Annotated in this window: 19 protein-coding genes and 3 tRNA genes; 12 read left to right on the forward strand and 10 right to left on the reverse strand. The window is 61.0% G+C overall.

Going from position 1 to position 26312, the window contains the following annotated elements; all coding sequences use genetic code 11:
• Positions 1 to 8 precede the first annotated feature (8 nt).
• A complete protein-coding gene (locus ACQKEK_RS03515; RefSeq protein ID WP_499141058.1) occupies positions 9 to 1076 on the reverse strand; it encodes a protein kinase family protein in 1068 nt (355 codons plus the stop codon).
• A gap of 94 nt (positions 1077 to 1170) precedes the next feature.
• On the opposite strand from ACQKEK_RS03515, the gene ACQKEK_RS03520 reads away from it, so the two are divergent.
• Positions 1171 to 1503, forward strand: coding sequence for a thioredoxin family protein (locus ACQKEK_RS03520; protein WP_046162117.1), 333 nt, complete (start codon positions 1171 to 1173; stop codon positions 1501 to 1503).
• Here ACQKEK_RS03520 and ACQKEK_RS03525 read toward each other — a convergent pair.
• Entirely contained in the window at positions 1493 to 3574 is a 2082-nt protein-coding gene (locus ACQKEK_RS03525; protein ID WP_499141059.1) for an alpha-amylase, read from the reverse strand. The two genes, ACQKEK_RS03520 and ACQKEK_RS03525, sit on opposite strands and share 11 nt — an antisense overlap.
• A 259-nt stretch (positions 3575 to 3833) precedes the next feature.
• Between ACQKEK_RS03525 and malE the strand changes: the two genes are divergently transcribed.
• The 5 genes from malE (at position 3834) to ACQKEK_RS03550 (ending at position 10988) form a co-directional block, all read left to right on the forward strand.
• The gene (gene malE, locus ACQKEK_RS03530) at positions 3834 to 5021 is read left to right on the forward strand and encodes a maltose/maltodextrin ABC transporter substrate-binding protein MalE (RefSeq protein ID WP_499141060.1); all 1188 of its coding nucleotides are present in this window, start codon (positions 3834 to 3836) and stop codon (positions 5019 to 5021) included.
• A gap of 67 nt (positions 5022 to 5088) precedes the next feature.
• The gene (gene malF, locus ACQKEK_RS03535; RefSeq protein WP_499141061.1) at positions 5089 to 6654 is read left to right on the forward strand and encodes a maltose ABC transporter permease MalF; all 1566 of its coding nucleotides are present in this window, start codon (positions 5089 to 5091) and stop codon (positions 6652 to 6654) included.
• 11 nt (positions 6655 to 6665) lie between these two features.
• The gene (gene malG, locus ACQKEK_RS03540) at positions 6666 to 7556 is read left to right on the forward strand and encodes a maltose ABC transporter permease MalG (RefSeq protein WP_046161882.1); all 891 of its coding nucleotides are present in this window, start codon (positions 6666 to 6668) and stop codon (positions 7554 to 7556) included.
• 63 nt (positions 7557 to 7619) lie between these two features.
• Positions 7620 to 10364, forward strand: coding sequence for an HTH-type transcriptional regulator MalT (malT, locus tag ACQKEK_RS03545; RefSeq protein ID WP_499141062.1), 2745 nt, complete (start codon positions 7620 to 7622; stop codon positions 10362 to 10364).
• A gap of 75 nt (positions 10365 to 10439) precedes the next feature.
• On the forward strand, positions 10440 to 10988 hold the full coding sequence (locus ACQKEK_RS03550) for a sugar O-acetyltransferase (protein WP_499141063.1): 549 nt from the start codon (positions 10440 to 10442) through the stop codon (positions 10986 to 10988).
• A gap of 47 nt (positions 10989 to 11035) precedes the next feature.
• On the opposite strand, the gene ACQKEK_RS03555 is transcribed toward ACQKEK_RS03550, so the two are convergent.
• On the reverse strand, positions 11036 to 12313 hold the full coding sequence (locus ACQKEK_RS03555; RefSeq protein ID WP_499141064.1) for a hypothetical protein: 1278 nt from the start codon (positions 12311 to 12313) through the stop codon (positions 11036 to 11038).
• Between the two features lie 336 nt (positions 12314 to 12649).
• Between ACQKEK_RS03555 and ACQKEK_RS03560 the strand changes: the two genes are divergently transcribed.
• Positions 12650 to 14269 (forward strand): alpha-glucosidase, encoded by a 1620-nt coding sequence (locus ACQKEK_RS03560; protein ID WP_499141065.1) that lies wholly within the window; start codon positions 12650 to 12652, stop codon positions 14267 to 14269.
• Between the two features lie 105 nt (positions 14270 to 14374).
• Positions 14375 to 15490, forward strand: a complete 1116-nt coding sequence (gene malK / locus ACQKEK_RS03565; protein WP_128119345.1) for a maltose/maltodextrin ABC transporter ATP-binding protein MalK — start codon at positions 14375 to 14377, stop codon at positions 15488 to 15490.
• Between the two features lie 58 nt (positions 15491 to 15548).
• Here malK and sugE read toward each other — a convergent pair whose 3' ends face one another.
• The 3 genes from sugE to rdgC all read right to left on the reverse strand — a co-directional run bounded on the left by sugE (position 15549) and on the right by rdgC (position 17921).
• A complete protein-coding gene (sugE, locus tag ACQKEK_RS03570) occupies positions 15549 to 15863 on the reverse strand; it encodes a quaternary ammonium compound efflux SMR transporter SugE (RefSeq protein WP_499141066.1) in 315 nt (104 codons plus the stop codon).
• A 130-nt stretch (positions 15864 to 15993) separates the two neighbouring features.
• Complete coding sequence (locus ACQKEK_RS03575; protein WP_128119343.1) at positions 15994 to 16938, reverse strand: bile acid:sodium symporter family protein; 945 nt, start codon at positions 16936 to 16938, stop codon at positions 15994 to 15996.
• A gap of 62 nt (positions 16939 to 17000) precedes the next feature.
• Positions 17001 to 17921 (reverse strand): recombination-associated protein RdgC, encoded by a 921-nt coding sequence (rdgC, locus tag ACQKEK_RS03580; protein ID WP_499141349.1) that lies wholly within the window; start codon positions 17919 to 17921, stop codon positions 17001 to 17003.
• A 215-nt stretch (positions 17922 to 18136) separates the two neighbouring features.
• Between rdgC and ACQKEK_RS03585 the strand changes: the two genes are divergently transcribed.
• The 3 genes from ACQKEK_RS03585 to bamJ all read left to right on the forward strand — a co-directional run bounded on the left by ACQKEK_RS03585 (position 18137) and on the right by bamJ (position 19286).
• Positions 18137 to 18212: transfer RNA gene (locus tag ACQKEK_RS03585), tRNA-Val, on the forward strand.
• Positions 18213 to 18225: 13 nt separating this feature from the next.
• A tRNA-Asp gene (locus tag ACQKEK_RS03590) sits at positions 18226 to 18302 on the forward strand.
• A 231-nt stretch (positions 18303 to 18533) separates the two neighbouring features.
• Positions 18534 to 19286 carry a BamJ family beta-barrel-assembly machinery protein gene (bamJ, locus tag ACQKEK_RS03595; protein ID WP_181689953.1) on the forward strand — a complete coding sequence of 251 codons (753 nt, stop codon included), beginning with the start codon at positions 18534 to 18536 and terminating at the stop codon, positions 19284 to 19286.
• A gap of 549 nt (positions 19287 to 19835) precedes the next feature.
• Here the strand turns inward: bamJ and ACQKEK_RS03600 are convergent.
• Positions 19836 to 19911, reverse strand: a tRNA-Asn gene (locus ACQKEK_RS03600).
• Between the two features lie 51 nt (positions 19912 to 19962).
• Entirely contained in the window at positions 19963 to 21159 is a 1197-nt protein-coding gene (locus tag ACQKEK_RS03605; RefSeq protein WP_046161876.1) for an amino acid aminotransferase, read from the reverse strand.
• 335 nt (positions 21160 to 21494) lie between these two features.
• On the opposite strand from ACQKEK_RS03605, the gene uvrB reads away from it, so the two are divergent.
• The gene (gene uvrB / locus ACQKEK_RS03610) at positions 21495 to 23510 is read left to right on the forward strand and encodes an excinuclease ABC subunit UvrB (protein ID WP_046161875.1); all 2016 of its coding nucleotides are present in this window, start codon (positions 21495 to 21497) and stop codon (positions 23508 to 23510) included.
• A 128-nt stretch (positions 23511 to 23638) separates the two neighbouring features.
• Here uvrB and ACQKEK_RS03615 read toward each other — a convergent pair whose 3' ends face one another.
• Both ACQKEK_RS03615 and ACQKEK_RS03620 read right to left on the reverse strand, forming a co-directional pair.
• The gene (locus ACQKEK_RS03615; RefSeq protein WP_499141067.1) at positions 23639 to 25189 is read right to left on the reverse strand and encodes an MDR family MFS transporter; all 1551 of its coding nucleotides are present in this window, start codon (positions 25187 to 25189) and stop codon (positions 23639 to 23641) included.
• On the reverse strand, positions 25179 to 26213 hold the full coding sequence (locus tag ACQKEK_RS03620; RefSeq protein ID WP_499141068.1) for an HlyD family secretion protein: 1035 nt from the start codon (positions 26211 to 26213) through the stop codon (positions 25179 to 25181). Before ACQKEK_RS03620 ends, ACQKEK_RS03615 begins: the two co-directional genes overlap by 11 nt.
• Positions 26214 to 26312: the final 99 nt, after the last annotated feature.

Here is a 26312-nt window from a genome sequence, read left to right on the forward strand (position 1 = left end):
CAGTTTGACTAAGCGATCTGCCAGCGCTCGGCCAGCTCTCGTGCCCGCCGCAGCTCCTCGATTAGCTGTCGTTGTGGCTCGACGGGTAGCAAACGCTGCAGGTCGCCATGCCGCTCGCGCGTGGTGCGCTCCAGCCAGCCAATGCGCGCAAGAGTCGAGGCGGTGCAGGTCTGGCCGCTGAGGTCATCGTGCAGATCGAGCCAATGCGAACGCCAGGCTTCCTTCAGGTACAGCGCTTCGAGATCGCCGCGCATCGCGTGCTTCCATTCACCAATGATGCCGGCCAACCAGTCGAGTACCGTCGAACTGGCGCCGCGCGCCTCAAGCTCCATGTGCAGTCGCCCATATGCCTCCAGGGCGATGCGTTTCTCCAGCGCAAACGCGGCCAGCGCGAGCGGTTCCTCCCGTTGCTCCAGTGCTAAAAGATGTGCGAAGTATTGGCGCGTCTCGAAGCGCTCGGCGGCGTGAAATTGAGGCATTTCGGTGCCGTTGCTGTTGAACTGACGCAGTGGGTCGAAGCGGTACATATAGCCGAAGTCGAACAGCCGCACCTCGCCGTCATCCAGTGTATTGCCGGGACATAGATCCCATTCGAACAGCCCGCCGAGCAACAGCGCCACCAGCATCTCGAACAGCTGCGTCAGCTGTCGCTCATTCCAAGCCGCGATGGGTTCGCCCTCAATCCAGGGCGAAAGCAGTACGCCTTGGCGAAAGCTTCCATAACAGGTGTCGACGATGCCGACCAGCCGCGCGCCGAGAGTCGGGTCGCGCTTGAGCTCGCGCAAGTCCGCACGGCGTTGCACCTCATTGAGAAAAGACGTCTGGCCATCAGTGTTCTGCACCAGGCACCTCTCGCGGGCGCGTTTGAGCGTCCAGCTCCGGCCCTGCGCCTCGATCCGGTAGACATGCGCTGTGAGCCCGCCGGAGAGTACGCGGCTGACGTAGTCTTCGCTGCCATCGGTGGTCGCCAGGGTTGCCAGCGGTAGCGGACAATCGTCCGGGTGCCCGACTTCCAGTTCGGCATTGCTGGCGATGAAAGCCAGCTGCGCTTGCTGGCGCGTGTTCAACGTGTTCATGGCGAGGTCTCCGCACAGGGTGCGCTATGGATGAGATTGCATGGATCGGTCGCGGCGTGTCGGGGTCGATAGGAGAACAGACGTGGAGGTGAACATGGCCGATGTGTACAAGACTGAAACCATCACGCGCGCCGAGGTCGACTCGCTCGACGGGGTAACGGTGCTCGACTTCGGCACCAACTGGTGCGGACATTGCCGCTCTGCCGAGCCGCACATCGAGCGGGCACTGGCCGAGTATCCGCAGATCAACCACATCAAGGTCGAGGACGGCCCGGGACGTCCACTTGGGCGCAGCTATCGCGTCAAGCTCTGGCCAACTCTGGTCTTCGTGCGTCTCGGTCAGGAGCTGGCCCGAGTGGTGCGGCCGACCGACGCCAAGGTGGTCGGCGATGCCGCTGCCCAGGCCACCAACCCGCTCAGCGATTGACCAGAGCCCCCGCCTGCACCACGACGACCCTGTCGTTGCCCTGTACCCGCGAGAACGCGTAGGGCTGGTTTGAAAGCCATTGGTGCCGGCCGGCGCCAATGGCTGGATGCCGTGCGCGGAACTGACCGATTCGTTGCCAGTGATCGATTAGCGCAGCGATCTCGGGTTTGGTGTGCTCGCTCCAGTTCATATCTGACCGTGTGCCCTGATAGGGGTCGGAGCCGGTGGGGCCGAAAGCGCGGGCGCTCTCGTCGCCGTAGTAGATCTGCACGGCGCCGGGGCTCAGCAGAAGTGCGCTGGCAAGGCCGTGCTGTCGCATCAGATCGCCGTCGTGCTGCGCACTGAATAGCGAAGTGTCGTGGGATGAGGCATAGCTCATGAAGTTGTGCCCGGGATTGTCCGCCAGCAGGCTGGCGTAATGCCCGTAGCTCTTGTCGGCACGGACCAGGCAATCGCTGGCAGCTCCAGCGACCTCCTGCTGGAAGGTAAAGTTGATCAGCGCATCGAAGCCGTTGCTCTGGTAATCGCTGATTTCCGGGCCGTGGCCAAAGACTTCGCCCACCATCCAGAACGGCTCGCCCGCGAACGGGTCGTCTGGATTGGCTTCAGACCAATCGCGCCGGGCCTGGTCCGCCTGCTGGCGCAGCTGCGCCCACGCGGTCGGCTCGACGTGCATGACAGTGTCGGCGCGAAAACCGTCGACGCCGAACTCGCGCACCCAATTGGTCAGCCATTCATTGAGGTAGTCGCGCACACGATAGCCGTCCCGTTCGACGGCGCGGGTCGGTTGTTTATGGCGAAGGAATTGCGGCAGGCCGACCGGAATGTCGGACTCGGTGCGAAAATCCGGCAGGAATGCCAGCGAGCCTTTGAGCGGGTCCACCAGAACGCTGGGTGGCACCGGGTAGTCGGCAATACCGGCGCGCACCCAATCCTTGCCCCACCAGCGAGACCAGGCCGGGTGATCGTAATCGATCAGGTTGTGGTAGGCGTGCAGGTGCTCGTAGGGCTCCGGCTGCCAAGCGGTCCAGCGTTCGGGCAGGTATTGCGCCATCCCGTCTCGCAGGCCACCAAAGCCAAACTGTTGCATGTCCGCGAGGGTGGAGTAGCCAGCGTGGTTGAGCACGACGTCGAACAACACGCGGATGCCGCGGGCATGTGCCTCCCTGATCAGCTCGCGCAGGTCGGCTTCGGTGCCCATGTTGGCGTCCAGCTGGGTGTAATCCAACGCGTAGTAGCCGTGGTAGGCGTAATGGCGAAAGTCGCCTTTATCGCCGCCACCGACCCAGCCGTGTATCTGTTCATAGGGTGCGCTGATCCACAGCGCGTCCACGCCCAGCTTGGCCAGGTAATCGAGCTTGCTGGTCAGCCCTTTGAGATCGCCGCCATGGAAGGTGCCGATTTCCTGAGCGCCGTCGGGCTCTCGGCCATAGCTGCGGTCGTTGCTCGGGTCGCCATTGGCGAAACGGTCGGTCAGGGCGAAATAGACGGTCGCGTTGCGCCAGTCTCGCGCTCGTACCGGGCGCGCGTCGACGGCTTCGATCAGCAGTAAGCCGTTGCTGCCGGGCGCCGGGGTCAGTTCGACCTTGCCGTCCTTGACGATGGTCGTGTTGCCGCTGTAAGCGTCGCGCAATCGCTGGCCATTCTCGAATACCCCAGCGACCGGAACCTGTACGGCTTCGCCATTCCATGGTTGGCAGGCCTGCTCAATCGGCTCCTGCGATTGGCGACTGGGCACCAACCGCAGGTTGGCGTCATCGCCCGTCTGCACCAGCAGGCGGTAGCGCCCCGGTTTGACTACATCGAAATCGAAGCGATCGCCAGCGTTCAGCGCGTGGCGTTGAAACGGCTTGAGCGACTTCTGTTCGGCCTCGCCAGTACCCAGTTCGAGGGTGCCTTTGGTTAGCTCCAGCTCCGCCGCGAAGCGATCCTCGGCTAGCGTTTCCCAGGCCGGTTGCAGGGGGTGACCGTTCAGTCTGATAGGGACTTGCGGTTCCGCTTGTATAACGGGTGCGAGCAGTCCGAAACAAAGGGCTAGGATAGATGGACTAAGGGGCGGCAGAGGGCGCATGTCCGGCTCCGGCTTGGCGGGAAAGAGGCGGTATTCAAGCCTGTTTTCGTCGGCCCGTGCAGGCTGAGAAAGGGCGATTCGAGGGCTCTGCGGGTGCAGTGCGAATGCAAAACTACGCCCTGCTTCTACGCCCCTCATCCTCCCTTCGGGGAGGATGTCTTCGCCCACTGGCGGGGCGAGTATGGATGCACTGCGAGACCGTCAGACGGCACGCAGAACGTTGTGGATCAAAAATAAGAAGCCACGAGGAAATACCTACATGAATAAAAAGCTGTTTGCAGCGGCCGCGATCGGTCTCTCCGCAACTCTGAGCCTGCCGCTGTCTGTCCAGGCCGCCATCGAAGAAGGCAAGCTGGTCGTCTGGATCAATGGCGACAAAGGCCATAAGGGACTGGCCGAGGTAGGCAAGAAGTTCACCGAAGAAACCGGCATTCCCGTCGAGGTGGCACACCCCGATGCAGCCACGGACAAATTCCAGCAGGCCGCCGCCACCGGCAATGGCCCGGACATCTTCATCTGGGCCCATGACCGCCTTGGTGAGTGGGCCCAGAGCGGCCTGATCACTCCCGTTACGCCAAGCGCCGAGACCAAGCAGGAAGTCGCCGATTTCGCCTGGGACGCCGTTAGCTACAACGGCAAGCTGTGGGGCTATCCCATGGCCGTCGAAGCCCCCGCGCTGATCTACAACAAGGCCCTGGTATCGACGCCACCGAAGACCTTCGACGAAGTGCTGGCGCTGCATAAAGACCTCGCCGCAGACGGCAAGCGCGCAATTCTGTGGGACTACAACAACACCTATTTCACCTGGGCCTTGCTGGCTGCAAACGGCGGTTATGCCTTCGAAGATACCGGCTCGGGCTATGACGTCAGCAAAACCGGCGTCAATAACGAGGGCGCCAAGCAGGGCGCGGCCGTCCTCAAGCGTTTGATCGACGAGGGCGTGATGCCCAAGGGCGCCGACTACAGCGCCGCCGAGGCAGCCTTCAATAAGGGCGAGTCGGCAATGTTCATCAGCGGCCCCTGGGCTTGGTCAAACATCAAGAAGAGCGGCATCGACTTTGGCGTGGCGCCGGTCCCGGCGGTAGGCGATAGCCCGAGCAAGCCGTTCTCCGGCGTGATGGCCGCGACCCTCAACGCCGCCAGCCCGAACCAGGCGCTCGCCGTCGAGTTTCTCGAAAACTACCTGCTAGAAGTGGATGGCCTCAAAACGGTGAATGCCGACGTGCCGCTGGGTGCGGTGGTGAACAAGGAATTCATGGCCGAGTTGTCCGACGATCCGATGATCAAGGCGACGTTCGAGAGTGCTCAGCAGGGCCGTCCGATGCCGAACATTCCGCAAATGGGCGTGTTCTGGTCAGCCATGGAGCCTGCCCTGACGAACATCACCTCCGGTCGCCAAACTGTGGATGCCGCCCTGGATGACGCCGCCAAACGCATCGTCAAATAACGACAACCCACAGCCGCGGTTGGAGACGCCTGCGTCTTCGGCTGCGCGCCCTGAGGCCCAGATCCCGATGTCCGCCGTGAATGTTCCCGCCGAAATGCCCGGCCGCGCCGTGCCGAAACTGTCGATACCCAAGCTGCCAGCTGCGATGCGTTGGGGCCTTTGGCTGCTGTGCAACGCCTTTGCCCTGTACCTGATCATCGCGCTCTATGCGCAGGGGCAAACCGTGTTCGCTCTGCTCGGGCTGGTGGTCGCCGGAATCGCCAGTTTCGTGTTCATCAACCGCCGTGCCTACGCCCACCGCTACATATTCCCGGCGGTAGCGGGGATGCTGGTGTTCGTGATCTTCCCGCTGCTCTACACCGTGGGCATCGGCTTCACCAATTACAGTGGCACCAACCTGCTGAGCTTCGAGCAGGCGCAGCGTTACCACCTCAATCAGACCTACCTTGCAGGCGAACGCTTCGGCTTCAGCCTGCACCAGAACGATGCCGGTGAGATGCGCCTGCGGGTCGACCGTGGCGAGCAGGGCGTCTGGGTTTCCGCTCCGCTGGCGGGTGAGCCGGTCGCGGGCGAGCCGCTTGGCATGAGCCGGGAGCCTGAGGTCGAAAACCTGGGTGCGGCCTTGCCGTTGCGTGATGTGATCCGCCAGCGCAAACAGCTGGAACAGTGGGTCATGCGCGGCCATGAAGGTCAGCTGCTGCGCCTTTATGGCCTGCGTGAAGTCGCCGCTGTGGAGCCGCTGTACCGGTTGCACGACGACGGCTCGCTGGTCAATAGCCAGACCGGTGAACGCCTTACGGCCAACGATGAGATCGGCTTCTACGTCGATGCCGAAGGGCAGAAGGTCGCGCCGGGTTATACGGTCTATGCCGGCTGGAGCAATTTCGCCAAGGTGCTGACCGATCCGAAGATTCGCGGCCCGTTTCTGCAGATCTTCGTCTGGACGGTGTGCTTCGCCGCGCTGACGGTGGTCTTCACCCTCGCGGTCGGCCTGGTGTTGGCCAGTCTGCTGCAGTGGGAGATGGTCCGCGGCAAGGCGTTTTATCGGCTGATGCTGATCCTGCCGTACGCGGTGCCGGCGTTCATCTCGATCCTGGTGTTCAAAGGCCTGTTCAACCAGAGCTTCGGTGAGATCAACCTGATGCTCGACAGCCTGTTCGGGGTGCGGCCGGACTGGTTCAGTGACCCGACCCTGGCGCGCAGCATGATCCTGATGGTCAACACCTGGCTCGGTTATCCCTACATGTTGTTGCTGTGCATGGGGCTGCTGCAGGCGATTCCGCGCGATCTCTATGAGGCCTCGGCAATGGACGGCGCGACGCCAGTCGACAACCTGTTGAAGATCACGCTGCCGCTGCTGATCAAGCCACTGGCGCCGCTGCTGATCGCAAGCTTCGCCTTCAACTTCAACAACTTCGTGCTGATCACGCTGCTGACCCGTGGCGGGCCCGACATCCTCGGCACCACGACTCCGGCAGGCACCACCGATCTGCTGGTCAGTTACACCTACCGCATCGCCTTCCAGGATTCGGGGCAGAACTTTGCCCTGGCCGCCGCCATCGCCACGCTGATCTTCATCGTCGTCGGCGCCATGGCCTGGCTGAACCTGAAGCTCTCGAAAGTGAAGGTCTAAGGATTACGCACATGGCCATGGTTCAACCGAAATCCGTCAAATACCGCCTCTGGCTGACGCACGCAGGCTTGCTCGCCTTTGTCGCGCTGATCGTGTTCCCACTGCTGATGGTGGTGTCGATCTCCTTCCGGGAGGGCAACTTCGCCACCGGTAGCCTGCTGCCCGACAATCCGACTTTGGAGCATTGGTCGCTGGCGCTGGGCATCCCTTACGTCCATGAAAATGGCGAAGTCAGCAACCCGCCGTTCCCCGTGCTGACCTGGCTGTGGAACTCGATGAAGATCGCGCTGATCAGCTCGCTGCTGATCCTCATGCTGTCGACCACCAGCGCCTATGCCTTTGCGCGGCTGCGCTTCGGTGGCAAGAGTCCAATCCTCAAGGGCATGCTGATCTTCCAGATGTTCCCGCCGGTGCTGACGCTGGTGGCCATCTACGCCTTGTTCGATCAGCTCGGTGAGCACATCAGCTGGCTGGGCGTTAACACCCACGGCGCCGTGATCATCGCCTCGCTGGGTGGCATGGCGCTGCATATCTGGACCATCAAGGGCTACTTCGAGAGCATCGACGGCTCGCTGGAAGAAGCGGCCATCGTCGATGGCGCCACCACCTGGCAGGCTTTCGTGCACATCTTGCTGCCCATGAGCGTGCCGATTCTGGCGGTGGTGTTCATCCTCGCCTTCATCACCAGTGTCACCGAGTACCCCATTGCCTCGGTGCTGTTGATGGATGTAGACAAGCTCACCTTGTCGGTCGGTGCGCAACAGTATCTCTACGATCAGAACTACCTCTGGGGCGACTTCGCTGCGGCGGCGGTGCTCTCCGGACTGCCGATCACCGCGGTGTTCCTGTATTGCCAGAAGTGGATCGTCGGCGGGCTCACAGCCGGAGGCGTAAAGGGGTAATCGACCCAGGACAGCTCGATGCGTCACGACACCCGAACAGGGAACGAACAACGGGAGACGACCATGAACGCCGCAATACCTGCACCCTTGCCGCTGATACCGGCAAAGCTGAACATGCCGCTGTTGCCGCGCGGTCTGTTGGCGCGGCCACGCCTTGACGAGTGGTTTCAACGTCTTGGCGAGGTGCGGCTGGCTGTACTGCACGCACCGAGCGGTTTCGGCAAGACGACCCTGGCGTGCCAGTGGGCAAGGGCGTTCGAGGGTAGTGTCGCCTGGTTGCAGCTGCATCCGGGCGATAATGATCCGCTGCAGCTTGGCCGCTATCTGCTTCACGCCCTCGACGCTCAGTTGGAGCATGGGTGTCCCCGCAGCCTCTTGCTGGCCGGTCAGGGCAGGGAGGCTTTCGATACGCTGCTTACGCATCTGCTAGCCGAATTGCCGGGCGAGCACGAACCGCTGCTGCTGGTACTGGATGATTTCGAAACGCTGTACACCGCAGAAGTCATCGCTGCGCTGCGCTTCTTCCTGCGCAACATGCCGAGCTGGATGACGCTATTGGTCTGCAGTCGCGGCCTGCCGGAACTGGGCGTGGCGGATCTACGGGTCAAGCATCAGCTGCTTACCGTTGACGCTCAGCATCTGGCCTTCGAAACCGACGAAGTTCAGGCACTGCTGGATCTGGGCCTGCCGGTTTCGATCAACCGCGAGCAGGTCGAGCGCTTGAACCGGCGTATCGGCGGCTGGCCGTGCGCATTGCAGCTGGTTCTGCAGGAGGTGCAGACGGGCCGTGGTATGGACCTGTTTCTGGAAAACCTGCAGCTCGGCCATCCGTATATTCGCGATTACATGCGCGAGCAGGTCGTTGCCAACCTGGGCGCAAGCACGCTGGATTTCCTCCAGGCGACCTGTCTGCTGGATCGCTTCAACGCAGCACTGGCCGACCGACTGACTCAGGGCAGCAATGCTCGCGGGATGCTCGAGCAATTGGAGCGTAACGGGCTCTTCCTGCAATCGCTGGATGGCCTTCGTCAGTGGTATGCCTACCACCCATTGTTCGCCACCTTTGTGCTGGGCGAACTGCGCACCCATCAGCCGCAGCGGCTATCCGATCTGCACCTGCGTGCGGCCGAAGCGCTGATGGCGGAAAACCTGCCGGAAGAGGCCGCGCGGCATGCGGTACAGGCCGGCTGCCCGACCCGCGTCGGCGAAGTGCTGGAGCGCCACGGCCGGCAGTTCTACCGTCAGGGCCGTCTTGAGCTGCTGCAGCAATGCCTGGAAACACTGCCGGAGGCGGTTATCGCCGGCTCGCCGCTGTTGACCCTGCTGCAGGCCTGGGTGTCGCAGAATTCCTACCAGTTCGATCAGGTCGAACGCTGGTTCAAGGCCGGCGAGCAGGCCCTGCAGCAGAGCTGTTCGGAAGACGACTGGGCGCGCATCGTTGGCGAATTCAACGCCGTTCGCGCTCAGGTCGCCATGAACCGTGGTGATGAAGAGCAGGCAATTGCCCTGGCACGGGAAGCCTTGGTACGTGAGCCGTTGATCATGCGTACTTCGAAGGTCGCAGCCCTCTCGGGCCTGGCCGAGGCGCATTTCGTTCAGGGCCTGCTACCGCAGGCGCAGAAGCAGTATGAAGAGGCCGAACGCCGTGCCCGTGAGATTCGCGCCTCGCATCTGGTGGTATGGAATCTCGGCCAGCTTTCTGAAATCGCCATTGCCCAGGGCTATCTACAGAAGGCCTATTCGCTGCAGGAGCGGGCGATCCAGTACGTCGAACAGGCCGACCTGCAGGCGACCCCGATCATGGAGTTCATCTACCGCGTGCGTGGTCAGGTGCTGCTCGAGTGGCACCATCTGGATGCCGCCGAGCAGTGCGCGCTGCAGGGCATCCAGATACTCGAAGACGTCGGCGATCGCTGGCTGCTGCAGTGCTACGCGCTGCTGGCTGGAATCGCTCATGCGCGCGGCCAGCAGAGCGCCTGTGCCGATTACATCGGCAAGATGCAGAGCATGCTCGCCGACGACAATTACCATGTCGACTGGCTCGCCAATGCCCATGCGGTAATGCTCAGCTACTGGGACTCCACCCAGGACAAGACCGCGATCCAGCAATGGCTGCTGACGGCGCCAGCACTCGAGCGCGGCCTCAATCACTTCGCCCAGTACAACGGCCGCAACCACGCGCGAGCCCACCTCTCGCTGAAGCAGCCGGACAAGGCGCTGCCGATCCTCCGGCAGCTGCAGACCGATGCCGAGCAGCACGGCCTAGTTATGGACTTGAATCGCAACCATATCTTGCTTGCGCAGCTGCACTGGCTGCGCGAGGAGCGTCAGCAGGCGCTGGACAACCTGCAGCTGGCGTTGACCCTGGCGAGCAGCACGGGTGCCATCGGCAGCTTTCTGCGCGTCGGTAAGCTGCTGATCGCCATGCTCAAGGCGTTGCAGCATGAACGTCGGCTCGACGAACTCGAAGCGCAGCGCGCCGACCGGCTGATCCAACTGGCGCAACAGCAGCGCGACTTCAGCCGGGCGATCCGCATCACCCTCGACGAAGCGGTGATTCAGGACATCATCAACCGCCCGGATGTGCCGGAGCTCATCCGCCATTCGCCGCTGACCCGCCGAGAGTGGCAGGTGCTGAGCCTGATCCACGCGGGGCAGTCCAACGAGCAGATCGCCGAGCACCTGAATGTTGCGCCCACAACCATCAAGACGCACATCCGCAGCCTGTATCAGAAGCTCAACATCACCCATCGCAACGAGGCCGTGCAGCTGGCGCGTAGCCTGCTGAGTAAAATTCAGGGCGAATAGCGGGTGGCATGCGAGCGATGGCGCATCCGGCCGGTCCAAGGCTGAATGCGTCATTTTCATCCAGGGGAGCCCGACATGCCGATGACCGAAAAACAGAAGATGCTCGCCGGCGAACTCTACCGGCCCGGTGACGCCGAGTTGCAGGCTGATCAAGCCGCCGCCAAAGCCTGGATGGTGCGTTACAACGCAGCGCTCGGCGAAACACCGGCGGTGCGCCGTGACTTGCTGAAAGAGCTTTTAGGAAGCGTAGGCGAAGGCGCTGTGATCCGGCCGCCGTTTCATTGCGACTACGGCTACAACATTCACCTCGGCGACGATGTGTTCTTCAACTTCAATTGCGTGATTCTCGACGTGGTCGAGGTGCGCATCGGTTCGGGAACGCAGATCGGACCAGCTACGCAGATTTACGCGGCGGACCATCCTCGAAGCGCGGAAGAGCGCCGCAGCGGCCTGGAATTCGGCCGTCCGGTGGTGATTGGTGAGAATGTCTGGATTGGCGGTGGCGCAATCATTCTGCCGGGCGTAACCATCGGCGATGACGCCGTGATCGGAGCGGGCAGCGTGGTGACTCGGGATGTGGCGGCGGGGACGACAGTCGTAGGCAATCCGGCCCGTAGTCGCTGATAGACGTGAGAATGGCAGCCGGCTCCGAGGCCGGCTGCCGGCACTGCTTACTGCTGAGTCACGGTGGCCATGTTGCCCGAGCCCATCTGCGACACCATTGCCGTGTCGCCCATGCCGCTCTGCATCACCATCGCTTGGTTGCCTACGCCGCCCTGAAGCACGGTCGCCATGTTGTCCTGGCCATCCTGGGTCAGGCTGACTTCGTTGTCTGAGCCGTAGATCTGCTGGATGTCGGCCACGTTGAGGTCGCCGCCCTGCACCACGTCCACGCGGTTGTTGTCGCCGTAGCTGGAACCGGTCAGCTCGTTGCCATTGCCGCTCTGGTTAGCGGTGAGCAGGTTGTCGGCGCCATCCTGGGCGAAGTCGATCAGCTGATCGGTGCCTTCCTGAGTGACGTAAGCCTCGTTGAACTGCCCGTTCTGCTGCAGCGAAGCAGTCATCATGCTGCCGTCTTGATCGACGATGGCATAGTTGTTGTTGCCGGTCTGCTCGGTGCTGGCGGTGTTGCTATCGCCAACCTGGAAGATGTCGGCGCTGTTGGCGGTACCGTCTTGGAAGATCGACGCGGTCTGCAGCGAGCCGCTCTGGTCGATGTAGGCTTCGTTCTGCAGTCCGTTGGACCGGATCTCAGCGCTATGCTCGGCGCCTTCCTGGGTGACGGACGCGACCTGCATATCACCCTGCTGGTCGATATCAGCGACGGAGTCAGAAACGTCCATCTGATAGACAGTAGCGTCGTTGCCGTTGCCTCCCTGATTAACCAGGCCGTCGTTGCGCGCGCCATTTTCCTGCCAGACCAGCGAGACGTTGTCATTGCCGATCTGGCGTTGTTCCGAAACGCTCAGTTCGGTGTTGCTCTGGATGGATTCGGCGAAGTTGTCGCTGCCGTCCTGGTCGATAACGGCGGTGCTCAGGTCAGCTGCGGTCTGCTCGGTGTACGCAGTATTGAAACTGCCCGCCTGGTACTGGCGAGCGGTGGCGCCGGTGGAGTCGCTCTGGACAATGCTCGCATCGTGGTTGTCGCCACTTTGCAGCTGGATGGCTTCGCTCTGCACGGTCGAGGACTGCACGATGTCCGCGCGGTTCAGGTCGCCGGTTTGCGTCTGCACGGCGTCGGACATCGTGGCCTGAGTCTGGGTCACCATGCCGTCGTTGCTGGCGCCGGTCTGGGCCTGGTAGGAAATGTTGTCCTGACCACCAGTCTGAGTCACTTCGACAATGTTGTCGGCACCGTTCTGATTCTGTTCTGCGCTGTTGTCTTGGGCGTGAGCCTGAGTGGCCAGAATCGCGATGATGGCGGCTGCGAGGGGCTTGCACTTGAACATTTCATCTCTCCATGGATTTTGGATGCGTGTCGCTCCTGACTGGGCGGCTGCGCAGGTCTGCTGGGCGGCGGCTACTGCGGATCAGTCCTGGAACTGCATCGATCCTAAATACCGCTCGTGACAGATAAGTGTCGATTCGCTTGTTTGTCGACATTTTTATGACGAATGACAGGGGCCGGCTATACACGACTTCCGGCAGCCCGCTCTACGCCCCCCGCTCAGGCCGGCTCTACGCCCGAGCCATACGCCTCGGTATTGCGCTGCCGGGAGGATGTTGCGGCGGGATGACGCACCTAGAGTGGCGGCGTGTTCCCCCAAACATCGAAGGTTGGTTGTATGAATCGCAATGACTGGTGGCGCGGCGGCGTCATATATCAGGTTTACCCGCGCAGCTTTTTCGACAGCAACGGCGACGGGGTCGGCGATCTGCTCGGTGTGGTCGAGAAGATCGACTACATCGCCAGCCTCAACGTCGATGCCATCTGGCTGTCGCCGTTCTTCACCTCGCCCATGAAGGACTTCGGCTATGACGTGTCCGATTACCGCGGCGTAGATCCGCTGTTCGGCACGCTGGAAGACTTCAAACAGGTCATTGATGTTGCCCATGCGCGTGGCATTCGCATCCTCATCGATCAGGTGCTCAATCACTCGTCCGATCAGCACGCCTGGTTCAAGGAAAGCCGCTCGAGCCGCGACAACGACAAAGCCGACTGGTACGTCTGGGCCGATCCGAAAGATGACGGCACCGTGCCCAACAATTGGCTGTCGGTCTTCGGCGGTGCCGCCTGGACCTGGGACAGCCGCCGCAAGCAGTACTACCTGCACAACTTCCTCTCCAGCCAGCCCGACCTCAACTTCCATTGCGAAGCGGTGCAGCAACAGCTGCTCGAGGACATGGAGTTCTGGTTGAAGCTCGGTGTCGACGGCTTCCGTCTGGACGCGGCGAACTTCTATTTTCACGACCGCGAGCTGCGAGACAACCCGCCGAACCATGACATTCGCGAAGGCAGCATCGGCGTTCGCGCTGACAATCCTTACGCCTTTCAGAAGCACGTATACGACAAGACCCAGCCGGAAAACCTCGACTTTCTGCGGCGTATTCGCCAGTTGCTGGAACGCTATCCGGGCAGCGCCACGGTGGCCGAAATCGGTTGCGACCATTCGTTGAGCACCATGGCCGCTTACACGGGAGGCAGCGACACGCTGCACATGGCGTACTCCTTCGATCTGCTGACCGAACAGTGCAGCCCGGGTTTTCTGCGGCACACCATCGACTGCGTGGAACGCGAGTTGGTAGACGGCTGGCCGTGCTGGTCCATCGGCAACCACGATGTGGTGCGGGTCATGAGCCGCTGGGCGCTCGCCAACCAGCCCGATCTGGCGCGCGGCCGCATGTTCATGGCGATGCTACTGACCATGCGCGGCAGCGTGTGCCTTTATCAGGGCGAGGAGCTGGGGCTGGATGAGGCCGAGCTGCAGTTCGAGCAGTTGGTCGATCCCTATGGCATTCGCTTCTGGCCGGAATTCAAGGGCCGCGACGGTTGCCGCACGCCAATGCCTTGGCATGATCGGGACCAGCACGGCGGTTTCAGTCGGGAACAGCCCTGGTTGCCGATGGCTGACCGTCACCTGCCGATGTCAGTGGCCGCCCAGGAGCAAGACCCGAATTCGATGCTCAACATCTATCGCCGTTTTCTTGCATGGCGTCAGGACCAGCGCTTGTTGATCGAAGGCAGCATGCGCACCGTTTACCATGACGATGCGCTGCTGGTGTACGAGCGCCGCCTGGACGATGAGGTTTGGGTATGTCTGTTCAATATGGGCGATAGCGCACGGCACTTTGATCTGTCGGCTCCGGTCGAAGGCCTCGACGTGCCCTCGGCATCAGCCGTTTTCGAGGGGCACGGCGTACATTTGCCGGCGCATGGTTTCGGATTTGCGCGCCGGCTTGGCTGAGCGAGTCGGTTGAGACGGGCGTCTGGTCCGTTTCGACCGGGTTGCTGTCGCCCGTTTGGCTTGCCGCGATGCGTCGTGGCGGCTGTTTGAAGGAGAACAACAATAATGGCCAGCGTAACCCTGCGGAATATCTGCAAGAGCTTCGATGACGTTCCTATTACCCGCAGTATCGATCTGGATATTGCTGACGGTGAATTCGTGGTGTTCGTGGGCCCTTCCGGTTGTGGCAAGTCGACACTGTTGCGACTGATTGCCGGATTGGAAGACATCACGGACGGGGAGCTGCGCATCGATGGCGAGCGGGTCAACGAGCTGCCGCCCATGGATCGTTCAGTGGGCATGGTGTTCCAGTCCTATGCGCTCTACCCGCATATGAATGTCGCAGAAAATATGGCGTTCGGTCTGAAGCTGGCGAAGATCGACAAGGCTGAAATCAAACGTCGCGTCGACTCGGTGGCGAAAATTCTTCAGCTCGATCAGATGCTTGATCGCAAACCCAAGGATTTGTCCGGCGGTCAGCGTCAGCGTGTCGCCATCGGCCGGACCATGGTGCGAGAACCGAAGGTATTTCTGTTCGACGAGCCGTTGTCGAACCTCGACGCTTTTCTCCGCGTGCAGATGCGTATCGAGATCTCGCGCCTGCACCAGCGACTGCAGTCCACGATGATCTATGTCACGCACGATCAGGTCGAAGCCATGACGCTGGCGGACAAGATCGTCGTGCTCAACGCCGGCCGCATCGCTCAGGTCGGGCCGCCGCTGGAGCTGTATCACTACCCGAAGAACCAGTTCGTAGCGGGCTTCATCGGTTCACCGCAGATGAATTTCCTGCCGGTAAAGGTGTTACGCGCCGATGCGGGGTCGGTGGAGGTCGCGATGCCAGGGGGCAGCGCGTTACGGCTACCGGTCGATGGCAGTCAGGTTGCTCCAGGCGATGCGCTGACCCTGGGCGTCCGGCCAGAACATTTCGTTGACCCCGAGCAGGCTGATTTCGTCTTCCATGGCGAAATTGCAGTGGCTGAGCGCCTCGGCGATCACAATCTGCTGCATCTGAACTTCGAAGGCGTGGACGAGATGGTGGCAGTTGCCAGTGACGGTAACCGCCGCGTGGCGGTGGGCCAGACCTACGCAACGGGACTGTTGGCCAACAAATGCCACCTGTTCCGGGCCGATGGTCAAGCTTGTGACCGGCACTATCGGGAGCCGGCACTGTTCGGCTGAGGGCGGTATTTAGCTAATTGCACATGACAGCTGGCTGTTGGCCAGCTGTCATGCTGCTTCAATGACTGAGCTTCAGGCCAAGCAGTCCGGTGCAGATCAATAGCACGCTGCCGAGGCGAAACAGGCTCATCGATTCCCCGAACAAGATGGTGCCGGCGATCACCGTTCCCACTGCACCTACTCCAGTCCAAACGGCGTAGGCGGTGCCCAGCGGCAACTCCTTCATGGCAAGCCCCAGCAGGCCCAGGCTGGCGGCCATCGCTGCGACAGTAAGCAATGTGGGAAGAGGGCGGGTGAATCCCTCGGTGAACTTCAGCCCAACGGCCCAGCCAATCTCGAACAGACCGGCAAAAAACAGAATGACCCAGGACATACGCACCTCGACAGGACGGTAATCAGGTGGGGCCGTCCCCGGTGAGTGTGTACAGCCTGAGGTCGTCCTCAGCGGGCGCTATTGTCCACAGCGAGCCGGTCCGGGCAAGAGCGCCGGACCGGTGGCCGTGTCAGCGCGCGTCCGGGCCGTCGTCTTTCATCCTCCGATAGACCGTCGCCAGCAGTGCACCTGACAGGTTGTGCCAGACGCTGAACAGCGCGCTGGGCACTGCTGCAAGAGGTGAGAAGTGCGCACTGGCCAGGGCTGCGCCGAGCCCCGAGTTCTGCATGCCCACTTCGATCGAAAGGGTTTTGCGCTGCGCCAGTGGCAGGCCGAACAGTCGTCCGACCAGGTAGCCGATGCCGAGGCCAAGGCTGTTGTGCAGCACCACAACCGCCATGATCAACAAACCAGACTCGGCGATCTTCGCCTGGCTGGCGGCAACCACGGCGGCAACGATGATCACGATGCTGACTACCGAAACCAGCGGCAGGATATCGACAACCTGATGCACCCGGTTGCCCAGAAAACGGCGTGCGACCAGGCCGAGGGCAATAGGCAGTAGAACAATCTGCACGATGGACATGAACAGCGCGCCAAAGTTGACCGGTAGCCACGCCGATGCCAGCAGCCAGATCAAAGTCGGCGTTACCAACGGGGCGAGCAGTGTGGTCACGGCGGTGATCGCGACTGACAGCGCGACGTCACCACGGGAAAACCAGGCGATCACGTTCGAGGCGGTACCGCCCGGACAGCAGCCGACTAGAATCACGCCGACAGCGATTTCCGCTGGCAAGCCCAGCAAGGTGCAGAGTCCCCAGGCGAGAGCAGGCATGATCAGAAATTGCGCGCCGACACCCAGCGCGACCCAGAGTGGACGTCGAGCAACTTCCGCAAAATCGGAGGCTTTCAGCGTCAGGCCCATGCCGAACATGATTAGCCCCAGCAGTGGCACGATCCAGGCGGTGGCGGGCAGGAACCAGCTGGGCTGGAAGAAAGCGAGAACGGCGAACAGCAGGACCCAGAGGGCGAAGGTATTGCCGACAAAGCGGCTGAGGGAGGCGAGGGCGCGCATCGGACTTACCTTGTAATGATGGAAGGAGCGCCGTCAGCATCAACTGCCGGCGCTGAGGCAGTTTAGATGCCTTGCGGGATCTCCTCTCCACCCAGGGCTTCGAACAGTGCGGGAAGAAACTCTTTAAAGGTCAGCATCATTAACAGGAAGCTGGCGTCCTGCTGGCCGAGGTCGTCATCGCCACCGTCCTGTTCGGCCTGGTCCTGCAGCAATTCCTCGAAGCGCAGGCGCTTGATTACCATCTTGTCATCGAGCACGAAGGACAACTTGTCCTGCCAGCCCAGTGACAGTTGAGTGACCTGCTTGCCGACTTCCAGGTGCTGCTGGATTTCGTCGCTGGTCAAGTCCTGGCGCTTGCAGCGCACGGTGCCGCCGTCTTCGTGGGTGTCACGCAGCTCGCATTCATCGAGCACGAAGAAATCATCCGCCGATTTCTGCGTCTTGACCCAGTCGGTCATGGTGGCCGAAGGGGCAATTTTCACGGTCAGCGGGCGAACCGGCAGCGAACCAATGGCTTCACGCAGTGTGGAAAGAAGGTCTTCGGCGCGCTTGGGGCTGGAAGCGTCGACCAGGACCAAGCCTTGTTCAGGCGCGATGGCGGCGAAGGTGCCGGACTTACGGATGAAGGCGCGCGGCAGAAACGCCTGGATGATGTCGTCCTTCAACTGCTCGCGCTCTTTCTTGTAGACCTTGCGCATCTGCTCGTTTTCGATCTCGTCGACCTTTTCCTTCAGTGCGTCCTTAACCACGCTGCCGGGTAGGATGCGCTCTTCCTTGCGCGTGGAGATCAGCAAGAAGCCCTGGCTGGCATGCACCAGAGGCGCATCTTCGCCTTTGCCGAAGGGGGCGACGAAACCGTAGGTGCTCAGTTCCTGGCTGGCGCAGGGGCGCGCGGGCTTGGCGGCCAATGCAGCTTCAAGTGTCTCGACATCGAAAGGGACGTTCTGGGTGAGACGGTAGACGAGCAGGTTGCGAAACCACATGGCGATTTGAAACTCCGGTAAAAGCAAAGCGCGCATTATTCCCCTCCGGCGAACGCAGGCCAACCCTGCGCAAGGGCAATGCCGATGGAAACCACAAAAACGGGCCATAAACAGAGGCTTTCCTAAGTCTTTGTAAGTTCTTCAATTTTTTTTTCAAAAGGGGGTTGCCAAGGTCCAGATCCCTCTCTAGAATGCGCCCCACTTCGAGAGCAAACGGGTGATTAGCTCAGCTGGGAGAGCATCTGCCTTACAAGCAGAGGGTCGGCGGTTCGATCCCGTCATCACCCACCACTCGAGGTTTAGCGCAGCGGTAGTTCAGTCGGTTAGAATACCGGCCTGTCACGCCGGGGGTCGCGGGTTCGAGTCCCGTCCGCTGCGCCATATTTGCCATCAAGGACCACTGAACGCCTTGATGGCCCGAAAAAAGCGACCTTAGGGTCGCTTTTTTTTGTCCTCGAATTCACTTCTGCCTGTTTCGCCGTTTCGTGCGGCACTTCTGTACTTTTCACTGTCTTTACCTATTAGCGCGGTGTGCTCGGTAGCCACTGTCCGAGCTCGCTGCTAAGCTCCGGCAATGTTTTTGCACCACTTCTTGGGTAATAAGGAAACAGAATGAGACCTCAACGTTTGGCGTCGGCGATAGCCCTGGTTGGCCTGGTCCTGGCGGGCTGTGATTCGGAAACCAGCGCTAAGCTGGAAACGCCAGCGCAGAAAGCCTCCTATGGCATCGGCCTGAATATGGGCAAGAGCCTGGCACAGGAAGGCTTGGCTGATCTGGACTCGACGGCCGTCGCGCAAGGCATCGATGATGCCATCGGCAAGAAAGATCAGAAGCTGACCGATGAAGAGCTGATGGAAGCCTTCGCTTATCTGCAGACTCGTGCCGAAGAGCGCATGGTCGAGATGAACAAGGAATCCGTCGCCGCTGGCAAGAAGTTCTTGGAAGAAAACGCCAAGCGTGAAGGCGTTAAGACCACCGAATCTGGCCTGCAGTACGAAGTGATCAAAGAGGCCGACGGCGCCCAGCCGGGTCCGGACGATGTCGTCACTGTCCACTACGAAGGCAGCCTTACTGACGGCACGGTCTTCGATAGCTCGATCAAGCGTGGCACCCCGATCGATCTTCCTGTCAGCGGCGTGATTCCAGGCTGGGTCGAAGGGCTGCAGCTGATGCATGTCGGCGAAAAGTACAAGCTGTATATCCCGAGCGAACTCGCCTATGGCGAGCAGAGCCCGAGCCCGCTGATTCCTGCCAACTCCGTTCTGGTCTTCGACCTTGAGCTCCTGGGCATCAAGGGTGAAGAGGGTGAGGCGACGCCTCCACCGGAAGCTGTCGAAGAGGCTGTCGAGGCTGCCAAGGAATAACAGATCCTTGCGTTCCAAACGCCCCGCATATGCGGGGCGTTTTAGTTTCCAGTGTCAGCGTTGTGTGAGAATTGGTTCGCCGATTACGCATTGTAGGAGCGAGCTTGCGCGCGATCAGTGGTGATGCGGTTCTGCATAACGGCTGTGTTTGGTTTGCCAGCAAGCGAGCTCCTACAGACCGTTGTTGGTGGGGCGTGGGAGGTTAGCGCCTACAAAGTAAAGCCCGGGCACTGGTCTGATGCTTTGAAGTTGGCTCCGCCACCTGGACTCGACTGCGCAGCAGACGCGCTTCAGCGCGGCCCCGAAGGAGTGAGCGAAGCGAATCACCTGGGACAGGGTCCCTGGTGAGAGTCCGACGGAAACAAAAAAGCCCCAGATTTTCACCTGAGGCTTTGAAGTTGGCTCCGCGACCTGGACTCGACTGCGAAGCAGAACGCGCTTCAGCGCGGCCCCGAAGGGGTGAGCGAAGCGAATCACCTGGGACAGGGTCCCTGGTGAGAGTCCGACGGAAACAAAAAAGCCTCAGATTTTCACCTGAGGCTTTGAATTTGGCTCCGCGACCTGGACTCGAACCAGGGACCCAATGATTAACAGTCATTTGCTCTACCGACTGAGCTATCGCGGAACAGCGGTGCGTATCCTAATGATAACTAAGGGAAAGTCAACCCTCGGCAGCTCAGAGAACCTGCACGATCGCATCAGTCACGTGGTCCAGATTGCTGTGGTTCAATGCTGCGGCACAGATGCGCCCGGTGCCGATCGCATAGACGCCGAATTCGACGCGCAGGCGCTCGACCTGGGCGGCGGTCAGGCCGGAGTAGGAGAACATCCCGCGTTGCTTGGCGACAAAGCTGAAATCCTGCTTAGCGCCTTTTTCAGCCAGCTGTCGAACCATGGTCAGACGCATGTCCTGGATGCGGGTGCGCATCTCGCCCAGCTCGGTTTCCCACATTGCGCGCAGCTCAGGGCTGTTGAGCACGGCAGACACCACGGTCGCGCCATGGGTTGGCGGGTTGGAATAGTTGGTGCGGATCACGCGCTTGATCTGGGACAGGACTCGGGCCGACTCGTCGCGGTTCTGGGTCACCATCGACAGCGCGCCGACGCGCTCGCCATATAGCGAGAATGACTTGGAGAAGGAGCTCGATACAAAGAAGCTCATGCCTGAGTCGGCGAACAGGCGCACGGCAGCGGCATCCTCCTCGATGTTGTCACCGAAGCCCTGATAGGCGATGTCGATAAACGGCACGTGATCATTGGCGCGCAGCACTTCGAGGATCTGCTTCCAGTCCTCCGGCTGCAGATCGACGCCGGTCGGGTTGTGGCAGCAGGCGTGCAGCACAACGATCGAGCGTGGCGGCAGGTTTTTCAGGTCTTCAAGCATGCCGGCGCGGTCGATGCCATGGCTGGCCGCGTCGTAATAGCTATAGTTCTGCACGGGAAAGCCCGCAGCCTCGAACAGTGCGCGGTGGTTTTCCCAGCTTGGATTGGTGATGGCGACGACCGCATCGGGCAGCATGCGCTTGAGGAAATCCGCGCCGATCTTCAACGCGCCAGTGCCGCCCAACGCCTGCGTAGTAACCACGCGGCCATCGGCAACCAGCGACGAGTCGGCACCGAACAGCAAGCCCTGTACAGCCATGTCATAACTGGCGATGCCCTCGATGGGCAGATAGCCGCGCGGTGCATTCAGCTCCAGTCGCGCCATCTCGGCGGCGGCCACAGCGCGCAGCAGGGGAATTCGACCTTCTTCGTTGTAGTAGACGCCTACCCCCAGGTTGACCTTGTTCTGCCGAGTGTCGGCATTGAAGGCTTCATTGAGGCCGAGGATCGGATCGCGCGGCGCCATTTCGACAGCGGAGAACAAACTCATGATGGGGAGGCTCGAAGAGAGGAGGTGACTGATGCAGCACCCTCGCTTCGCGCTGAGGGCGGTGCGCAAACGGGGCAAGAGTATAACGGGACTGGCCCTGTGCCGCGATATGCTAGGGCGGTTTTTCTGTCGGTTTAAGCCCAGCGGAGGCCGCGAGTTTTCCTGGCTTTGCCTGCTCGTCGCCCGAGCACTTGATATCGCTGAGCGAGCCCGCATTGAAAGGGGTTGTGGTTGCTGTGCGCCGCGTCGCCAGCAGCACGTTGCACGTCTGGAAACACCGCCATAGCGGCTCGAATAGTCATTTTCGAGTCGTCTCGCTATCTGAAGAGGTCGATATGTCGCAGTTCGAATTGGTCACGCGCTTCAAGCCAGCCGGAGACCAGCCTGAAGCCATTCGGCAGATGATCGAAGGCATCGAGGCCGGCTTGTCGCACCAGACGTTGCTCGGTGTAACGGGGTCGGGCAAGACCTTCAGCATCGCCAATGTGATCGCCCACGTGCAGCGGCCCACGCTGGTGCTTGCGCCAAACAAGACGCTTGCAGCTCAGCTCTATGGGGAGTTCAAGGCGTTCTTCCCGAACAACGCGGTTGAGTATTTCGTCTCCTACTACGATTACTACCAGCCGGAAGCCTATGTGCCGTCGTCCGATACCTTCATCGAGAAGGATGCTTCGATCAACGACCATATCGAGCAGATGCGTTTATCAGCGACCAAGGCGCTGCTGGAGCGGTCGGACGCAATCATCGTCACTACTGTTTCGTGCATCTACGGCTTGGGTAGCCCCGAAACCTACCTGAAAATGGTGCTCCACATCGACCGAGGCGATCGCCTGGACCAGCGTGAGCTGCTGCGCAGACTCACCGGGCTGCAGTACACCCGCAATGAAATGGATTTCGCCCGTGCGACCTTTCGCGTGCGTGGCGATGTGATCGATGTCTATCCGGCCGAATCGGACCTGGAAGCGGTGCGCATCGAGCTGTTCGATGACGAAGTGGAAAGCCTGTCTGCCTTCGATCCCCTGACCGGCGAGGTGATCCGCAAGCTGCCGCGCTTCACCTTCTATCCCAAGAGTCACTACGTGACGCCGCGCGAGACCCTGCTGGATGCCATCGAGAACATCAAGGTGGAGCTCAAGGATCGCCTCGATTACCTGCGCAGCAACAACAAGCTGGTGGAGGCTCAGCGACTCGAGCAACGCACCCGTTTCGATCTGGAAATGATCATGGAGCTGGGCTATTGCAACGGCATCGAGAACTACTCGCGCTATTTGTCCGGGCGCGACTCTGGCGAGGCCCCACCGACGCTTTATGACTATCTACCAGCCGATGCGCTGTTGGTGATCGACGAGTCCCACGTGAGCGTTCCGCAGGTCGGTGCCATGTACAAAGGCGACCGCTCACGCAAGGAGACGCTGGTCGAGTACGGCTTCCGTCTGCCATCGGCGTTGGATAACCGGCCGATGCGTTTCGATGAGTGGGAGGCGATCAGCCCACAGACGATCTTCGTCTCGGCGACGCCTGGACCTTACGAGGCTGAGCATGCGGGGCGAGTGATCGAACAGCTGGTAAGGCCTACCGGGCTGGTCGACCCTCAGATCGAGATACGACCAGCGCTGACGCAGGTCGACGATCTGCTTTCGGAAATCAACAAGTGCGTGGTCAAGGAAGAGCGTGTGCTGGTCACGACGCTGACCAAGCGAATGGCCGAGGATCTCACCGACTACCTCGGCGATCACGGCGCGCGGGTGCGCTACCTGCACTCGGACATCGATACCGTGGAGCGGGTCGAGATCATCCGAGACCTACGCCTGGGCGTGTTCGACGTCCTGGTAGGCATCAACCTGCTGCGTGAGGGCCTGGACATGCCCGAGGTGTCGCTGGTGGCGATCCTCGATGCGGACAAGGAAGGCTTCCTGCGCTCCGAGCGCTCGCTGATCCAGACCATCGGCCGCGCGGCGCGTAATCTCAACGGCCGGGCCATTCTGTATGCCGACAGAATAACCGGCTCGATGGAGCGGGCCATCGGCGAAACTGAGCGCCGGCGCAACAAGCAAATCGCCTTCAACGAAGCCAACGGTATCGTCCCGCAGGGTGTGTTCAAGGATGTTCAGGACATCCTGGAAGGCGCTACCGTGCCGGGTTCGCGCAGCAAGAAGCGTCGCGGCGAAGCCAAAGCGGCGGAAGAAGCGGCGCGCTACGAGAACGAACTCCGCTCACCGAGCGAGATCACCAAACGGATTCGCCAGCTGGAAGAGAAGATGCTCGCCTATGCGCGCGATCTGGAATTCGAAGCCGCCGCGCAGACGCGCGACGAGATCCACAAACTACGCGAGAGGTTGCTGCAAGTTTGATGCTTTCGGTGCGTCGCAAGGCGACTCGGGCAAGTAAATCGCCTCTGCATTGCGGGACGCGTAAGACGCTCGGTCCTGTAAGGGCGAGTTTTCACCCGTGACGCTTGGCGAAATACCACCTTCCGGCCTCAGTGGGCCGCGCCACCTTTGATGTCGTCAGGCAGGCGCCGCGTCAGCAGCACAGCAACCATGCTGACTGCTAGCGCAATGCCGACGAAGTGGAAGGCATCGTTGTACGCCATGATCATCGCCTGCTGATGAGTGATCTCGCTGATCCGCCCTAGTGCGGCCTGCTCGCTGCCCAGCTGCTGAGTCAGGGCGCTCAGCCGCTCCGCGACAGCAGGGTTGCCCGGCACCACCGACTCGCGCAGATAGTCGAAATAGATCTTCGCGCGACTGTCCAGCAGTGTCGCCAGCAAAGCGATGCCAATCGCGCCGCCGAGGTTGCGCAGAATGTTGAACAGGCTGGACGCTGAGCCGGCGTCCTGCGGCTGGATGTAGGCCGTGGCGATCAGCGAGATGGTGACCATGATCATGGGTTGGCCGAGCGCTCGGATGATCTGGATCGGATGGAACTGGTCGCCGGCAAAGTCCGGATTGAGTGCGCCGGAGGCAAAGCTGGAGATGCCGAACAGGGCGAAGCCTGCAGCGCATAGCAGCTTTGGAGGAATGATCTTCATCAGCTTGGGAACCAGTGGAATCAGGAACAGCTGCGGAATGCCCATCCACATGATGACCTGGCCGATCTGCAGCGCGTTGTAGTTCTGGATCTGCGCCAGGTACAGCGGTAGCAGATAGATCGATCCATAAAGCCCGAGCCCCATGCCCAGGCTGGCGATGCTGGTCAGACCGAAGTTGCGCTCACGCAGGATTCCCAAGTTGATCAGTGGGTTAGGCCGCGACAGCTGCAGGATCACGAAAAGTATCAGACTGACCACTGCCACCGAGCCCAGCTGGACGATCAGGGTCGATTCCAGCCAGTCCTTGCGATGTCCTTCTTCGAGAAATTCCTGCAGGCATCCCAGCCCCATCGCCAGCGTGATGATGCCCGCGTAGTCGGTGCTTTTGAGCAGCTCCCAGTGCGGCGGCTTTTTCTCCAGACCGTACAGCAGGCCCGCGATCATCAGCAGCCCGGGCGGCACGTTGATGTAGAAAATGTATTCCCAACCCCAGCTCTCGGTGAGCCAGCCGCCCAGTGTGGGCCCGATCGAGGGTGCAAAGGTCGCGGTGATGGCGAACAGCGCCATGCCCTTGGCGCGATGATGGTCCGGCAGCTTGATCAGCGTCAGGGTGAAGGCCAGTGGGATCAGCGCGCCGCCGGTGAAGCCCTGCAGTGCGCGAAACACGATCATGCTTTCCAGGTTCCAGGCAAAGGAACAGAGCAGTGACGAGATCAGAAAGCCGATCGATACCCAGACCGCCAGGCGCCGCGCAGAGAGCAGCTGCACCAGCCAGGCGGTGAGCGGAATCATGATGATTTCCGCCACCAGATAGGAGGTGGAGATCCAGGAGCCTTCCTCCAGCGTGGCGGACAATGCACCCTGGATGTCCTTCAGCGAAGAGTTGGTGATCTGGATATCCAGTACCGCCATGAAGGCGCCAAGCATGGCGCTCATCACGGCAATCCAGTCGCGTCGGCTAGGCTCACCGACCGGCCGGATCAGGGCATCAGCGGCCACGGATGTCGATCTTCACGTCCACCGACATGCCGGGGCGGATACGGCCGTTGAGCGGGTTATCGCTGGCAAAGGTCAGCTTGACCGGAATGCGCTGCACCACCTTGGTGAAGTTACCGGTGGCATTGTCCGGCGGCAGCAGACTGAACTGCGCGCCGGAGGCGGGGAACAGGCTTTCGACGCGGGCATCGATGGGCGTGTCAGGATAGGTGTCGAAGGTCAGTTCGGCGTTTTGTCCAACCTGCATCCGGCCGATCTGGGTTTCCTTGAAATTGGCCTGAACCCAGATTTCCTCGTCGGGAACGATCGACATCAGGTAGGCACCGACCGGCACGTATTGGCCGTTGCGCGCTGAACGCTGCCCGACGATCCCGCTGATCGGCGAGCGAATTTCCGTACGGCCCTGGTTCAGCTCGGCTTGCTCGATTTCGGCTCGAGCGCTGCCAATTTGCGCGTCCAGACGTTTGACGTCCGCTTCCAGCGCGTCGACCTGCTGGCGTTGCGCTGCCAGGTCGGCTTCGGCTTTCTGTCGCTGCGAGCGGGCGACCTTTGCGTCGGCAGACAGCGTGGTGACGCGTTCTTCCGAGATGAAGCCGGGCTTTCGTAGCGCTTCGACGCGCGACAGGTCCGTCTGGCTACGCTCCAGATTTGCCTGAGCCGCGCCAACCGAAGCCTGGCTGGCGGCGATCAGGCTGCTCTGCTGCGCCAGGCGGCTGCGTGCCTGGGTGAGTTCAGCTTCACGAATCGCCAGGTTGGCCCTGGCCTGTTCCAGGGCGAGGCGGAAGTCGCCTGGTTCAAGGCTGACCAGCAAATCACCTGGTTGCACATGCTGATTATCCTGCACGTGGACCTGTTCGATACGCGCGGCGAGCTGGCTGGAAATCCGTGTGATTTCACCTTGTACATAGGCGTTGTCGGTGTGTTCGTAATGACGACCAACGAAATACCATTGAGCGAAGAACCCGGCTGCGACCAGCAGTACAAGGGCAACGAAGATGATCAATCGGCGTTTCAGCTGGGCGGGCATGGGGTCGCTCATTGGCGGAGTGAGCCGGCAATCTAGCAGCGTTCCGCTTCAGTAATAACCCGTTACAATTGCGAAACTTTGTTGCAAATACGGAACAAT

The organism is Pseudomonas sp. NPDC077408 (assembly GCF_050269105.1).
GTDB lineage: Bacteria > Pseudomonadota > Gammaproteobacteria > Pseudomonadales > Pseudomonadaceae > Stutzerimonas.

Bases quoted from the DNA above. Each gene is read 5' to 3' on its own strand.
- ACQKEK_RS03555 (WP_499141064.1), bottom strand. From the start codon at position 12,313: ATGTTCAAGTGCAAGCCCCTCGCAGCCGCCATCATCGCGATTCTGGCC.
- bamJ (WP_181689953.1), top strand. From the start codon at position 18,534: ATGAGACCTCAACGTTTGGCGTCGGCGATAGCCCTGGTTGGCCTGGTC.
- ACQKEK_RS03605 (WP_046161876.1), bottom strand. From the start codon at position 21,159: ATGAGTTTGTTCTCCGCTGTCGAAATGGCGCCGCGCGATCCGATCCTC.
- ACQKEK_RS03515 (WP_499141058.1), bottom strand. From the start codon at position 1,076: ATGAACACGTTGAACACGCGCCAGCAAGCGCAGCTGGCTTTCATCGCC.
- ACQKEK_RS03575 (WP_128119343.1), bottom strand. From the start codon at position 16,938: ATGCGCGCCCTCGCCTCCCTCAGCCGCTTTGTCGGCAATACCTTCGCC.
- malE (WP_499141060.1), top strand. From the start codon at position 3,834: ATGAATAAAAAGCTGTTTGCAGCGGCCGCGATCGGTCTCTCCGCAACT.
- ACQKEK_RS03525 (WP_499141059.1), bottom strand. From the start codon at position 3,574: ATGCGCCCTCTGCCGCCCCTTAGTCCATCTATCCTAGCCCTTTGTTTC.
- malK (WP_128119345.1), top strand. From the start codon at position 14,375: ATGGCCAGCGTAACCCTGCGGAATATCTGCAAGAGCTTCGATGACGTT.
- uvrB (WP_046161875.1), top strand. From the start codon at position 21,495: ATGTCGCAGTTCGAATTGGTCACGCGCTTCAAGCCAGCCGGAGACCAG.
- rdgC (WP_499141349.1), bottom strand. From the start codon at position 17,921: ATGTGGTTTCGCAACCTGCTCGTCTACCGTCTCACCCAGAACGTCCCT.
- malG (WP_046161882.1), top strand. From the start codon at position 6,666: ATGGCCATGGTTCAACCGAAATCCGTCAAATACCGCCTCTGGCTGACG.
- malT (WP_499141062.1), top strand. From the start codon at position 7,620: ATGAACGCCGCAATACCTGCACCCTTGCCGCTGATACCGGCAAAGCTG.
- sugE (WP_499141066.1), bottom strand. From the start codon at position 15,863: ATGTCCTGGGTCATTCTGTTTTTTGCCGGTCTGTTCGAGATTGGCTGG.
- malF (WP_499141061.1), top strand. From the start codon at position 5,089: ATGTCCGCCGTGAATGTTCCCGCCGAAATGCCCGGCCGCGCCGTGCCG.
- ACQKEK_RS03560 (WP_499141065.1), top strand. From the start codon at position 12,650: ATGAATCGCAATGACTGGTGGCGCGGCGGCGTCATATATCAGGTTTAC.
- ACQKEK_RS03620 (WP_499141068.1), bottom strand. From the start codon at position 26,213: ATGCCCGCCCAGCTGAAACGCCGATTGATCATCTTCGTTGCCCTTGTA.
- ACQKEK_RS03520 (WP_046162117.1), top strand. From the start codon at position 1,171: ATGGCCGATGTGTACAAGACTGAAACCATCACGCGCGCCGAGGTCGAC.
- ACQKEK_RS03550 (WP_499141063.1), top strand. From the start codon at position 10,440: ATGCCGATGACCGAAAAACAGAAGATGCTCGCCGGCGAACTCTACCGG.